This is a genomic window from Pseudomonas sp. JL3, assembly GCF_031570575.1.
Classification (GTDB): Bacteria; Pseudomonadota; Gammaproteobacteria; order Pseudomonadales; family Pseudomonadaceae; genus Aquipseudomonas; species Aquipseudomonas cucumis.
This window is the reverse complement of the sequence record NZ_JAKWJK010000001.1, coordinates 485,999-498,284: the sequence shown is the minus strand read 5'-3', so window position 1 is coordinate 498,284 and position 12,286 is coordinate 485,999. Positions and strand designations below refer to the sequence as shown.

13 protein-coding genes are annotated in these 12,286 nt (G+C 61.9%); 9 read left to right on the top strand and 4 right to left on the bottom strand.

Annotated features, from left to right (window positions below; translation table 11 throughout):
* Positions 1 to 91: 91 nt before the first annotated feature.
* The 4 genes from MMG91_RS02060 to MMG91_RS02045 are packed head-to-tail and all read right to left on the bottom strand — an operon-like array spanning position 92 to position 3,795.
* Positions 92 to 883 (bottom strand): ABC transporter permease, encoded by a 792-nt coding sequence (locus MMG91_RS02060; RefSeq protein ID WP_310658569.1) that lies wholly within the window; start codon positions 881 to 883, stop codon positions 92 to 94.
* On the bottom strand, positions 880 to 1,617 hold the full coding sequence (locus MMG91_RS02055; protein WP_310658568.1) for an ABC transporter ATP-binding protein: 738 nt from the start codon (positions 1,615 to 1,617) through the stop codon (positions 880 to 882). Before MMG91_RS02055 ends, MMG91_RS02060 begins: the two co-directional genes overlap by 4 nt.
* A complete protein-coding gene (locus tag MMG91_RS02050; protein WP_310658567.1) occupies positions 1,614 to 2,573 on the bottom strand; it encodes a YVTN family beta-propeller repeat protein in 960 nt (319 codons plus the stop codon). The genes MMG91_RS02055 and MMG91_RS02050 overlap by 4 nt, the downstream gene beginning before the upstream one ends.
* Positions 2,574 to 2,610: 37 nt before the next feature.
* Positions 2,611 to 3,795, bottom strand: coding sequence for an ABC transporter substrate-binding protein (locus MMG91_RS02045; RefSeq protein WP_310658566.1), 1,185 nt, complete (start codon positions 3,793 to 3,795; stop codon positions 2,611 to 2,613).
* Between the two features lie 160 nt (positions 3,796 to 3,955).
* Between MMG91_RS02045 and MMG91_RS02040 the strand changes: the two genes are divergently transcribed.
* The 9 genes from MMG91_RS02040 (at position 3,956) to pqqB (ending at position 12,256) form a co-directional block, all read left to right on the top strand.
* Positions 3,956 to 4,084 (top strand): hypothetical protein, encoded by a 129-nt coding sequence (locus MMG91_RS02040; protein ID WP_305449409.1) that lies wholly within the window; start codon positions 3,956 to 3,958, stop codon positions 4,082 to 4,084.
* A gap of 103 nt (positions 4,085 to 4,187) precedes the next feature.
* Positions 4,188 to 4,649: a cytochrome c-550 PedF gene (gene pedF / locus MMG91_RS02035; RefSeq protein ID WP_052963467.1), complete on the top strand. Its 462-nt coding sequence runs from the start codon at positions 4,188 to 4,190 to the stop codon at positions 4,647 to 4,649.
* Between the two features lie 3 nt (positions 4,650 to 4,652).
* On the top strand, positions 4,653 to 5,531 hold the full coding sequence (locus MMG91_RS02030) for an ABC transporter substrate-binding protein (protein WP_305449410.1): 879 nt from the start codon (positions 4,653 to 4,655) through the stop codon (positions 5,529 to 5,531).
* Positions 5,528 to 6,277: a quinoprotein dehydrogenase-associated SoxYZ-like carrier gene (locus MMG91_RS02025; RefSeq protein WP_310658565.1), complete on the top strand. Its 750-nt coding sequence runs from the start codon at positions 5,528 to 5,530 to the stop codon at positions 6,275 to 6,277. Before MMG91_RS02030 ends, MMG91_RS02025 begins: the two co-directional genes overlap by 4 nt.
* A 15-nt stretch (positions 6,278 to 6,292) precedes the next feature.
* A complete protein-coding gene (locus MMG91_RS02020; protein WP_310658564.1) occupies positions 6,293 to 7,231 on the top strand; it encodes a quinoprotein relay system zinc metallohydrolase 1 in 939 nt (312 codons plus the stop codon).
* Between the two features lie 261 nt (positions 7,232 to 7,492).
* On the top strand, positions 7,493 to 9,268 hold the full coding sequence (locus MMG91_RS02015; protein ID WP_305506380.1) for a PQQ-dependent methanol/ethanol family dehydrogenase: 1,776 nt from the start codon (positions 7,493 to 7,495) through the stop codon (positions 9,266 to 9,268).
* A 170-nt stretch (positions 9,269 to 9,438) separates the two neighbouring features.
* Positions 9,439 to 10,959: an aldehyde dehydrogenase family protein gene (locus tag MMG91_RS02010; RefSeq protein WP_310658563.1), complete on the top strand. Its 1,521-nt coding sequence runs from the start codon at positions 9,439 to 9,441 to the stop codon at positions 10,957 to 10,959.
* A gap of 256 nt (positions 10,960 to 11,215) precedes the next feature.
* Positions 11,216 to 11,287, top strand: coding sequence for a pyrroloquinoline quinone precursor peptide PqqA (gene pqqA, locus MMG91_RS02005; RefSeq protein WP_010455123.1), 72 nt, complete (start codon positions 11,216 to 11,218; stop codon positions 11,285 to 11,287).
* A 54-nt stretch (positions 11,288 to 11,341) separates the two neighbouring features.
* Positions 11,342 to 12,256 (top strand): pyrroloquinoline quinone biosynthesis protein PqqB, encoded by a 915-nt coding sequence (gene pqqB / locus MMG91_RS02000; RefSeq protein ID WP_310658562.1) that lies wholly within the window; start codon positions 11,342 to 11,344, stop codon positions 12,254 to 12,256.
* Positions 12,257 to 12,286: the final 30 nt, after the last annotated feature.

Here is a 12,286-nt window from a genome sequence, read left to right as displayed (position 1 = left end):
TGCGTCCGCTCTTGGGACGCGGAGCAGTCCCTGGCTGCATTCCCACGCAGAGCGTGGGAACGATCCGGTTGCCGGGTGCTGATCGGAGTCGTCAGTTGGTTTTGCGCAGGGCCGCATGCTGCGGGTTGAAGGTGAGTACCGCCAGCAGGGCAAACACCAGCGTCAACCCCACGCACACCGCCAGCGCCAACGGATTGAAGCGTTCATACAGCGCAAACCGCACCAGTTCCACCGCATGCGTAAACGGGTTCAAGGCACACAGCCAATACAACCACTCGCTGGAATCGCGCATTTTCCACAGCGGATACAGAGCCGACGACAGGAAAAACAGTGGGAAGATCACGAAATTCATCACCCCGGCAAAGTTCTCCAGTTGGCGGATGGCGTTGGACAGCAACAGGCCCAGCGCACTGAGCATCAACGCCACCAGTAGCAATGTTGGCAAGGCCAGCAACAACCCCATGGCCGGCGGTTGCACGCCGTACAGCCAGGCAATCGCGAGAAAGGCGTACACCTGCAACAGCGAAATCAGCGACGTCGCCAGCAATTTGCTGCACAGCAAGAAGGTGCGGGGCAGGGGGCTGGTCAGCAGCACGCGCATGCTGCCCATCTCCCGGTCATACACCATCGACAACGAACCTTGCATGCCATTGAACAACAGGATCATGCAGGCCAAGCCCGGGATGATGTAAACCTCATAGGGAATGTAAGTGTCGTAGGGCTCGATGATGGCGATGCCGAGTGCCGCGCGAAAACCGGCGGCGAACACCAGCAGCCACAGCAACGGCCGCACCAGCGCGCTGAGAAACCGCGTGCGCTGCAACACAAAGCGCAGCCATTCGCGCAGTACGATACCGCTGAAACATTGCCAGTAAGCGTTCATTGGACGACTGCCCCTGAGGAGGTGGTCAGGTGAGCGAAGGCCGATCCGAGGTCGCCGCCATGTTCCAGGCTCAGTGCATCAGCCTGCCCGCTGGCCACCAGACGGCCTTGATGCAGGATCAGCAAGTCGTCGCTGGGCTGCACTTCATCCAACAGATGAGTAGTCCAGAGCACGCTGATGTTCTGCTCGCGACACAGGCTGCGGATGTGCTGGTTGAGCGCCAGGCGGCTGGCCGGGTCGAGGCCGACGCTCGCCTCGTCGAGCAACAACAGGCTTGGCTCGTGCAGTAACGCGCGGGCGATTTCCACCCGCCGGCGGTGGCCGCCATTGAGTTCGCGCACCCGTTCGCGACGGCGTTCGGTGAGGGCCTGGCGTGCCAGTTCGGCGTCGACCCGCAGCCCGGTCTGGCGTCGAGACAAGCCATGCAGCGCGGCGTGATAACGCAGGTTTTGCTCGACGCTGAGGTCCAGATCCAGGGTGCTTTGCTGAAACACCACCCCCAATTGCTTTAACGCCGGACGTGCCGCGTTGCGCAACGAACAGCCGCCGACCCGAATATCACCGCGCTGCACATCATAAAGGCGGGTGAGCAGGGCGATCAGGGTCGACTTGCCCGCGCCGTTCGGTCCAAGCAGCGCGGCAAAACGCCCGGGTGCCAGATTGAAACTCACCTGACGCAAGGCCTCGCGCTGGCCGTAAGCGAAGCTCAGGTCGCTGACTTCAAGGGCGTTCATGGCGTCACCACCACGCCCCACGGATAGCGCCCCACCTTCACGGATTTGGTCACCTTGAGGCTGGCAACATCGATCACCGACACATCGCCACTGACGCCATTGGTGGCCAGCAATTGCCGTTGATCCGGGGTAAACGACATCTGCCAGACCCGTCGGCCTACCAACAGGTAATCAAGTATCTCGAAGGTCTTGGCGTCGATCACCGCCACATGGTTGGCCGGGCCGAGGGCGACGAAACCGTACTTGCCGTCGGCGCTGAGTTTGATCCCCACTGGCTGGACCTTGTCCGGGTGCACGCCCTTGATCTGGAAGGTCAGGGTCTTGAGGATCTTGCGGCTGGCGACGTCGAGAATCGTCACCGTGCCGCCGATTTCCGCCGAAGCCCAGAGCTGCGAGCCATCGGGATTGAATTCGACGAAACGCGGCCGCTGATCGACCAGGGTATTGTCGGCCAGGGTCTGGGTGCTGGTGTCGATCCAGTGCAGCATGTTGGTGGTTTCACTGGTGTTTACCGCCCACTTGCCATCGGGGCTGACGGCCATGCCTTCGGGCTCGACGCCGACGTTGATCTGCCCGAGCACTTTGGAAGTTTCGGTGTCGATCACCGTCACCAGCGCGTCGTCCTCGTTGGAGACGTACAACCAACGATTGTTGGGGTGCAGGGCGAATTGCTCAGGGTCCTTGCCCGAGGGCAGTTCCTTGATGATCTTGCGCGTGGCGACGTCCATCACCTGGACCCGGTCCGAATCGCTGGCGCAGATGTAGAGCAGTTTGTTGTCGTGGGACAGCAACAGGCCACGCGGGCGCTGGCCGACGGGCAGGGTGTCGGTGACTTGCAGGGTCTGCATGTCGATCAGGCTCAGGCTGTTGTCCTTTTCGTTGGAGACCCAGGCGGTGCTGGCAGCGGCGTGCCCGGCGGCGAGCAGCAGGGCGCAGGAAAGCAGGGTGCGGCGCATGGCAGATTCCTTATTGTTGTTGTCGTGAAAAAGGCGATCAGAGAAAGCGGCAGCTAACCTCGACTTTGTCGTAACCCAGGCTGTCCATTTCATTGACGGGGTGCAGGAAACCGTCTTGCGGCGAGGTGCTGACCAGCGCCCGGGGTTGCACGATGGGGATCGGCTGGCGCAACTGACCGTTCCACGGCCGATAACTGAGCTTGCGACCCTTGAAGCCGTCCAGCGGCAATTGATCGCTGATTTCAAGCGTACGAATCGCCATGGCATCGGCCTGACGCAGTTTGCCCACCGCACTGGCGATGCTGCGCACGGCCATCCAGGCGGCGAAATCCCGGTCGTTCATCCAGCGCCCGGCCAGGGCTTCGAAGCGCTTCTGCAACTGCGCGGCGCCGTAGGTTTCCACGGACTTGTGCCAGCCCACCGGGGTCAGGCCCTGGGTGCCGGCGACCGGCCGTGGGAACCAGGTCTGGTAGGGCACGTACTCGCCGAAGTCACCGCGTTCATCGGCCACCAGCACCACGTCGTACTCGGCGGTCTGGGTGAACAGCGGCATGTCGGCCTGGGCGCTGCGGCGCTGGTCGTTATCGAAGCTCCAGGCTTTTTCCGCCACCAGTTGCAGGCCGAAACGTTTGGCCGCCCGCCGCAGGGCGGCGGCATAGGCTTGATCGTCCGCAGTGGGGCCGACGATCAGCAGCGCCCGTTGCCATTTACGCAGCACCAGAAATTGCGCCAGCGCATCGGCCAGCATTGCGCGGCTTGGCAGGCTGTGCAGCACGTTCGGCAGGCAGTCGGTGCTGCGCAGGCTGTCATCGGGGCTGCCGGCATTGAACAGCAGACTGTCGGGTAGCACGGCGCTGAGTCGGCGCAGGGTTTCCACCGGTGCATTCACCACAAACAGGCGCAGGCCCTGTTCGTGTTGGGTTTTGGCCGCTTCGATCAGCGCATCCGGATTGTCGACGCTGGCGCTGACCAGGCTGTAGCTGTGATTGAGAAAGCGCCCGGTGCTGTTGCTGTCAGTGATCGCCAGTTCGGCGCCGCGCAGGCCGGCATCGGTGGGTTCGGGAATAACGTTCGACAGCAACGGACCGGGGTCGGGGCGATAACCCAGGTAGCCGATTCGCACCCGCAACGGTGCATCCGCCGCCTGACTCTGGGTCGCCACCCCGGCGGCGCAGGCAATCGCCAGCAGGTAGATCAAGGCGTAAGGGGCGAGCTGGCGCATAAAGGCACTCCATCACAGGTAGCGTCAGCATAGGAACCCTGGACGGGCGGGGAAATATGCAGAAAGTACCGATGGGCCAGTACCAAGGTAGTAACTCACCCCAGGCGGCGCGGTTTTAGCATGGGCTACAACGGCCATCACTCAAGGGGGGAGATTGACCATGCGAATTCTCAAAGCACTGCTCCTGCCATTTTTGCTGATCCTGACCCTGATCGGCGTCGACAAGCTTCACGGCGCGCGCCCCGTATTGGGTGGGCCTGCGCCGCAAGCCCTACTACCAAGGGAGTAGGCCGCGACCACCAAAGCAGCATGGGGTTGGCGCAAAGCCGTTCCTAAGATGGGTGCCATAGCCTCTTCAAAGAGGTTTTGCGTGCAATCTTGAGGGCATAACAATGACAACAAAACGCAACGCCTTGCTCGTTGCCGGACTGCTGGCCGGTTTTATCAGCGCAGGTTCCGTCTGGGCCCACGGCAACGTGGTACCCCAAGCCGTCGAAACCCAGGGACTGACCCCGATCAAGGATGCCGGTGTGCAGGTCGATGCCGATGGTTGGGCGGCGGCGAACCCTTATCGTTCCTCCCCGGAACGGGATAAAGCCGTGCAAATCGGCTCTTCGGCCTACAACCAGAACTGCGCGGCCTGTCATGGCCTGGAAGCCAAGTCCGGCGGCATCGCCCCTGACTTGCGCATGCTCGACGTCGGCGAGGCCGGTGATGAATGGTTCGTCGAACGCGTGCGCCATGGCGCCGTGCGTGACGGCCGGGTGTACATGCCGAAGATGGCCGACTACTTGAGTCAGGAAGCCTTGTGGGCGGTGCGCACCTACCTGGACAGCGTGCACGTCGAGGAGTGACCCATGCGCCTGCTCGCGGTGTTGATCAGCGCTGTGTGGCTGTGCTGCCAGGCAGCGCAGGCACAGGTCCGGACCTATGACGAAATGATCGCCGCCGCCGAGCTGAAAGTCGCGGTCTACAAGGATTTCGCCCCCTACAGTTTCGAAGACGCCGGCCAGCCTCGTGGGGTCGATGTTGAACTCGCCCAGGCCTTGGCCAAGGCCATGGGGGTACGCCTGAAACTGATCTGGGCGCCCGCCGGGGAAAAGCTCGACGACGACCTGCGCGATTACATCTGGCGGGCCAGTCAGCTGCACAATCAGCAACTGGCCGACCTGATGATGCGCGTGCCGTACGATCGCGATTACTCACAGAAACGCAATGAACTGGGCGAACTGGAAAACGGCCATGTGGTGATGTTCGGGCCGTACCAGACCGAACAATGGCAAGTGGCTTATGACCGTCGCCGGCTGGATTCGGTGGCCAGCGTCGCGGTGTTTCAGCAACACCCGATTGGCGTTGAAGTCGACAGCGTGCCGTCGTTTTACCTGACCTCGGCGTTTAACGGCATGCTCGCCGCCAAGACTCGCCATTACCCCGGCGTGCCTCAGGCGTTTGCCGCGATGAAGGCCGGTGAAGTCGACGCGGTGATGGCCATGCGCGGGGAGATCGACTGGCAAGTTCATCAGGCCGCCGACCCGCAAGTGGCGCTGGCGGAAAACGCCTATCCGAACATGGGCAAGCAGCTTTGGGAGATCGGCATGGCGGTGCATGAAAGCAACCGGCAACTGGCCTATGCCGTTGAAGAGGCGCTGGAAGCGTTGATTCTCGAGGGCACGGTCAAAAGCATTTATGCCCATTATGGCCTGCGGTATGACGTACCCGAGATGTATCAACAATGAACTGGCGCGCGCGTTGGCTGTTGGCCTGTTGGTTGCCCTTGGCCGCGCAGGCGGTTGAAGTCGATCCGGTGCCCTCGGTGATGTGGGCGTTCTATCACAAGCAGATGCTCGGCGACGCACCATTCGTGTTCGACGAGCGGGTCAAGTTGCTCGCGCCGCCATTTGCCGAAGACGCCCGGCAAGTGCCGCTGGAAATCGACGCCCGGGCGTTCAAGGGCGAAGTGGTGCGAATCCTCGCCTGGGCCGAGCTCAATCCACTGCCGAAAATCGTCGACTTCGAACCCTTGACCGGTGTGCTGCCGTGGCTGTCGATTCGCATCCGCGTTGAACAGGCCACGCCATTGCGCGCGGCGGTACTGACCCGCGACGGGCTGTGGCATGTCGGCTCGACCCTGATCGACGCGGCGGGCGGTGGCTGCACGGCGCCAAGCGTGGTGCGCACCCAGCCGGGCTGGGAAGAACACATCGGCGAAGTGCTCGGCGGTCGTTATCCCCGTGGTGAGTTCAGTCGCGTGCGTTTGCAGGTGGCGCATCCAATGGATAACGGCATGGTCGGCGGCATCCCGGAGTTCTTCATCAGTCACGCAGAGCTGCGCGATCAAAATGATCAACTGCTGGCGCGTCTGGAGTTATTCCCGGCGGTCAGCGAAAACCCCAACCTGGCTTTCGACATCGAAGGCGCAGGGCAGACGCGCCTGATGCTGCGCGACAACAGCGGCAATCAATTCGATGCGGCCATACCCTGACCCAAGGAGCGTGTGATGCGCTGGATGCTGCTGTTGTTCATCAGCCTGAGCCTGCCGGTCTTGGCCGATCCCGATTACGCACTCAAGCCCCGGCAGATCGCCGAAGACACCTGGTTGCTGGAAGGCAGCACCGACAATTTCACCAAGAGCAACGGCGGCAACATCGTCAACACCGCGTTCATCGTCACCGAACAGGGCGTGGTGGTCATCGACACCGGGCCGTCGAAACGTTATGGCGAAGCTCTGCGCAAAGCGATTGCGGCGACTACCGATAAGCCGGTGATCCAGGTGCTGCTGACCCATCACCATCCCGATCATGTGCTGGGTAATCAGGCTTTCACCGATGTGCCGATCGGCGCCTTGGCCGGTACCACCGAGCTGTTGCGTCAACAGGGTGATGCCATGGCCGAGAACATGTATCGGCTGGTGGGCGACTGGATGCGCGGCACCGAAGTGGTGTTGCCGACGCAGACGCTGATGCCAGGTGTGCAAAGTTTTGGGAATCACGATTTGCGCCTACTGAGTCTGGGTGGGCACACCGGCGCGGATCTGGCTATTCTCGACCAGAAAACCGGCGTGCTGTTTGCCGGGGACCTGGTGTTTTATCAACGCGCCCTGACCACGCCTAACAGTCCAGGGCTGTCGGTGTGGCTGGCGGACATCGCGACCCTGCAAGATTTGCCGTGGACGCTGGTTGTCCCCGGCCATGGCCCCGTGGCCACGGATACAAAACCGTTCGAACAGATGCGCGATTACCTGACCTGGCTGGACCAGCTGATGCGCGACGGCGCCGCCCATGGCAGCGACATGGCCGAGATGATCCGCAGCCCCATCCCCGAGCGTTTCGCCGGGATCAGCCTGAGCCGCTATGAGCTGATTCGCAGCGTCAGCCATTTGTACCCGCGTTACGAACGGGGGCAGATGAGGCGGGTGGATTCCGCCGCGGGCAAGTGATGATCGTTCCCACGCTCCCGCGTGGGAATGCAGCCCGGGACGCTCCGCGTCCCTTCCGGAGCCGAACGCGGAGCGTCCGTTGAGGCATTCCCACGCAGAGCATGGGAACGATCAATCCTGTGTTCATCTCCTCCGACCCGGTACTAAGGAACTAGCAATCTCCGCACTGCGGGTAATTGTTGCAAGGGCGGCGGCGCCCAAGAATCTGCACCAGACCGGGAAAATTTCCCGGGTATAACAAAAACCGCAGAGGCAGCCGTCATGACCCAACCCGCACGTCGCCAACCCTTCGTTTTGAGCATGCTGCTCAGTGCCATGCTGTTGTCCGGCCAGGCATTGGCCGCAGTCTCCGATCAAGACATTCTCCAGGACCCGAAGAACCCGGAGCAGGTCGTCACCAATGGTTTGGGCGTCCAGGGTCAGCGCTACAGCCCGCTGGACACCCTCAATGTCGACAACGTGAAGGATCTGCGCCCGGTCTGGGCCTTTTCGTTCGGCGGGGAAAAGCAGCGCGGTCAGCAAGCGCAGCCGATGATCAAGGACGGCGTGATGTACATGACCGGCTCCTACTCACGCGTATTCGCGGTGGATGCGCGCACCGGTCGCAAGCTCTGGCAATACGACGCACGCCTGCCCGATGACATCCGCCCGTGCTGTGACGTGATCAACCGTGGCGTGGCGCTGTATGGCGATCTGGTGATTTTCGGCACCCTCGACGCCAAACTCGTGGCCCTGAACAAGGACACTGGCAAAGTCGTCTGGAGCAAGAAAGTCGCCGACCACAAGGAGGGCTATTCCATCAGCGCCGCGCCGTTGGTCATCAACGGCAAATTGATCACCGGCGTGGCCGGTGGCGAGTTTGGGGTGGTGGGCAAGATCGAAGCCTACGACCCGAAAAACGGCAGCCTGCTGTGGAGCCGACCAACCGTTGAAGGCCACATGGGTTATGTCTACAAGGACGGTAAAGCGGTAGAAAACGGCATCTCCGGCGGCGAAGCGGGCAAGACCTGGCCGGGGGACCTGTGGAAAACCGGCGGCGCGGCCCCTTGGCTGGGCGGCTACTACGACCCGGAAACCAATCTGCTGCTGTTCGGCACCGGTAACCCGGCACCGTGGAATTCGCACCTGCGCCCTGGCGACAACCTTTACTCGTCCTCGCGCCTGGCGCTGAACCCGGATGATGGCACCATCAAATGGCACTTCCAGAGCACGCCCCACGACGGATGGGACTATGACGGCGTGAACGAACTGGTGTCGTTCAACTACAACGAAGGCGGTAAGGAAATCAAAGCCGCTGCCACCGCGGACCGTAACGGTTTCTTCTACGTGCTGGATCGCACCAACGGCAAATTCATCCGCGGCTTCCCGTTCGTGGACAAGATCACCTGGGCCAGCGGCCTGGATAAAACCGGTCGGCCGATCTACAACGAAGCCAGCCGTCCGGGTGCGCCGGGCTCCGAAGCCAAAGGCAGTTCGGTGTTCGTCGCGCCGGCGTTCCTGGGGGCGAAAAACTGGATGCCGATGGCCTACAACCGCGACACCGGCCTGTTCTATGTGCCGTCCAACGAGTGGGGCATGGACATCTGGAACGAAGGCATCGCCTACAAGAAAGGCGCGGCGTTCCTCGGCGCCGGTTTCACTATCAAGCCATTGAATGAAGACTACATCGGCGTGCTGCGCGCCATCGACCCGAAAACCGGCAAGGAAGTCTGGCGCCACAAGAACTTCGCGCCGCTGTGGGGCGGGGTGCTGACCACCAAGGGCAACCTGGTGTTCACCGGTACGCCGGAAGGTTTCCTGCAGGCGTTCAATGCCAAGACCGGCGAAAAAGTCTGGGAATTCCAGACCGGTTCCGGCGTGCTCGGCTCGCCCATCACCTGGGAAATGGACGGCGAACAATACGTCTCGGTGCTCTCCGGCTGGGGCGGCGCGGTACCGCTGTGGGGCGGCGAAGTGGCCAAGCGCGTCAAGGACTTCAACCAGGGCGGCATGCTCTGGACCTTTAAACTGCCCAAAGACCTGGTTGCCAAGCATTAACCCAGGCAACCACAAACCTGATCGTTCCCACGCTCTGCGTGGGAATGCATCCCGGTACGCTCTGCGTCCCCGCCAGAGCCGAACGCGGAGCGTCCGTTGAGGCATTCCCACGCAGAGCGTGGGAACGATCACCTACTACCCAATAGCATCGACCCAGACAGAGGCCCACCATGATCTACGCACAACCCGGAACACCCGGCGCCGTCGTTTCCTTCAAACCGCGCTACGGCAATTTCATCGGCGGCGAATTCGTTGCCCCAATCAACGGCGAGTACTTCACCAACACCTCACCGGTCACCGGTGAAGTGATCGCCGAGTTCCCGCGCTCCAGCGCCGCCGACATCGAAAAAGCCCTCGACGCCGCTCATGCCGCCGCCGATGCCTGGGGTAAAACCTCGGCGCAGGATCGTTCACGGGTGCTGCTGAAAATCGCCGACCGCATCGAGCAGAACCTGGAAATCCTCGCCGTCACCGAAACCTGGGACAACGGCAAGGCCGTGCGCGAAACCCTGAATGCCGACGTACCGCTGGCCGCCGACCACTTCCGTTATTTCGCCGGTTGCATCCGCGCCCAGGAAGGCGGCGCCGCCGAGATCAACGAACTGACCACCGCCTATCATTTCCACGAACCATTGGGCGTAGTCGGGCAGATCATCCCGTGGAACTTCCCGCTGCTGATGGCCGCCTGGAAACTCGCCCCGGCCCTGGCTGCCGGCAACTGCATCGTGCTCAAACCCGCCGAACAAACGCCGCTGTCGATCATGGTGTTCGCCGAGCTGATCGCCGACTTGCTGCCGGCCGGCGTGCTGAACATCGTCCAGGGTTTCGGTCGCGAAGCCGGTGAGGCGCTGGCCACCAGCAAGCGCATCGCCAAGATCGCCTTCACCGGTTCCACCCCGGTGGGCGCGCACATCATGCATTGCGCGGCCGAGAACATCATTCCAAGCACCGTTGAACTGGGCGGCAAGTCGCCGAATATCTTCTTCGAAGACATCATGAACGCCGAGCCGCAGTTCATCGAGAAAGCCGCCGAAGGCCTGGTGCTGGCGTTCTTCAACCAGGGCGAAGTCTGCACCTGCCCGTCTCGCGCACTGGTGCAGGAGTCGATCTACGACGACTTCATGAAAGTGGTGATGCAGAAGATCGTCAAGATCAAGCGCGGCAACCCGCTGGACACCGAAACCATGGTCGGCGCCCAGGCGTCCGAGCAGCAGTACGACAAGATTCTCTCGTACCTGAAAATCGCTCAGGAGGAGGGCGCCGAACTGCTCACCGGCGGCGCGGCCGAGCGCCTTGAAGGCGATTTGTCGACTGGCTATTACATCCAGCCGACCCTGCTCAAGGGTCACAACAAAATGCGTGTGTTCCAGGAAGAAATCTTCGGCCCGGTGGTGGGGATCACCACCTTCAAGGACGAAGCCGAAGCCCTGGCGATTGCCAACGACAGCGAGTTCGGCCTGGGTGCCGGTCTGTGGACCCGCGACATCAACCGCGCCTACCGCATGGGCCGGGCGATCAAGGCCGGGCGCGTCTGGACCAACTGCTACCACCTGTACCCGGCCCATGCCGCGTTTGGTGGCTACAAGAAGTCCGGTGTCGGCCGTGAGAACCACAAGATGATGCTCGACCATTACCAACAGACCAAAAACCTGTTGGTGAGCTACGACATCAATCCGCTGGGGTTCTTCTAGCCCGCCAGAACACCATTGAAACCTGTGGGAGCGGGCTTGCCCGCGATAGCGAACTGTCAGTCAACGCATGTGTTGAATGTGACACCGCCATCGCGGGCAAGCCCGCTCCCACAGGGTTATGGGTGTACTTGAAGACCGCGCAACACCCCCTACCAACGCACCCCACAACCTCCTTCGAAAGTAGCATTCGGTCATCTCTTCTCCCGTGCATTAATGGCTTTACCGGAATCATCCGGCACAAGAAGAGGATTGACCCATGTGGAATAAACCCGCGTTTACCGATCTGCGCATTGGCTTCGAAGTGACGATGTACTTCGCCAACCGTTGATTGATCGCCCGGTCAGCCGTCGCGTTGGCCGGGCCTGCCTTCTGGAGGCATACCATGCACATCCGCGTTCTCGGTTCCGCCGCTGGCGGCGGTTTTCCGCAATGGAACTGCAACTGCCGTCAATGCGCCGCTGTGCGCAACGGCAACCTGCGCGCACAACGCCGCACGCAGTCGTCCATTGCCCTGAGCGACGACGGTGTGGAGTGGGTGCTCTGCAATGCTTCACCGGATATTCGCGCGCAACTCGAAAGCTTCCCGGCCATGCAACCGGCCCGACGCTTGCGTGACACGGCGATTGCCGGTGTCGTCCTGCTGGACAGTCAGATCGACCATTGCACCGGGCTGTTGAGCTTGCGCGAAGGCTGCCCGCATTCGGTCTGGTGCACCGAGCGGGTTCATGAAGACCTGAGCAGCGGCTTTCCCCTGTTCACCATGCTCAAACACTGGAACGGTGGCTTGCAGTGGCAATCCATCGAACTGGATCGCGAGCCGTTCAGTATCGCGGCCTGCCCACACCTGCAATTTCGCGCGATTCCGTTGGTCAGCAATGCACCGCCGTATTCGCCCAACCGTGGCAACCCGCAACCGGGGGACACCATTGGCCTGTTCATCGAAGACCTGCGCAGCGGTGCATCGGTGTTCTATGCGCCGGGGCTGGGGCAGATCGATGCCGAGGTATTGAGCTGGATGCAGCGCGCCGACTGCCTGCTGCTGGACGGCACGCTGTGGCGCGACGATGAAATGCACGTGTGCGAAGTCGGCCAGAGCCTGGGCAGCGAGATGGGCCACCTGCCGCAAAGCGGCCCCGGCGGCATGCTCGACGTGCTGGAGGGCTTCAATCGCCAGCGCAAGGTGCTGATCCACATCAACAACACCAACCCGATCCTCGATGAAGACTCGGCCGAGCGCGCCTTGCTGGAGCGGCGCGGGATTGAAGTGGCTTATGACGGCATGGACATTGTGTTGTAGCTGAAGGCCCTATCGCGGGCAAGCCCGCTC

Coding starts and splice junctions, on each gene's coding strand:
- MMG91_RS02010 (WP_310658563.1), top strand. CDS start 9,439: ATGATCTACGCACAACCCGGAACACCCGGCGCCGTCGTTTCCTTCAAA.
- MMG91_RS02040 (WP_305449409.1), top strand. CDS start 3,956: ATGCGAATTCTCAAAGCACTGCTCCTGCCATTTTTGCTGATCCTGACC.
- MMG91_RS02060 (WP_310658569.1), bottom strand. CDS start 883: ATGAACGCTTACTGGCAATGTTTCAGCGGTATCGTACTGCGCGAATGG.
- MMG91_RS02015 (WP_305506380.1), top strand. CDS start 7,493: ATGACCCAACCCGCACGTCGCCAACCCTTCGTTTTGAGCATGCTGCTC.
- MMG91_RS02045 (WP_310658566.1), bottom strand. CDS start 3,795: ATGCGCCAGCTCGCCCCTTACGCCTTGATCTACCTGCTGGCGATTGCC.
- MMG91_RS02050 (WP_310658567.1), bottom strand. CDS start 2,573: ATGCGCCGCACCCTGCTTTCCTGCGCCCTGCTGCTCGCCGCCGGGCAC.
- MMG91_RS02020 (WP_310658564.1), top strand. CDS start 6,293: ATGCGCTGGATGCTGCTGTTGTTCATCAGCCTGAGCCTGCCGGTCTTG.
- MMG91_RS02025 (WP_310658565.1), top strand. CDS start 5,528: ATGAACTGGCGCGCGCGTTGGCTGTTGGCCTGTTGGTTGCCCTTGGCC.
- pedF (WP_052963467.1), top strand. CDS start 4,188: ATGACAACAAAACGCAACGCCTTGCTCGTTGCCGGACTGCTGGCCGGT.
- MMG91_RS02030 (WP_305449410.1), top strand. CDS start 4,653: ATGCGCCTGCTCGCGGTGTTGATCAGCGCTGTGTGGCTGTGCTGCCAG.
- MMG91_RS02055 (WP_310658568.1), bottom strand. CDS start 1,617: ATGAACGCCCTTGAAGTCAGCGACCTGAGCTTCGCTTACGGCCAGCGC.
- pqqB (WP_310658562.1), top strand. CDS start 11,342: ATGCACATCCGCGTTCTCGGTTCCGCCGCTGGCGGCGGTTTTCCGCAA.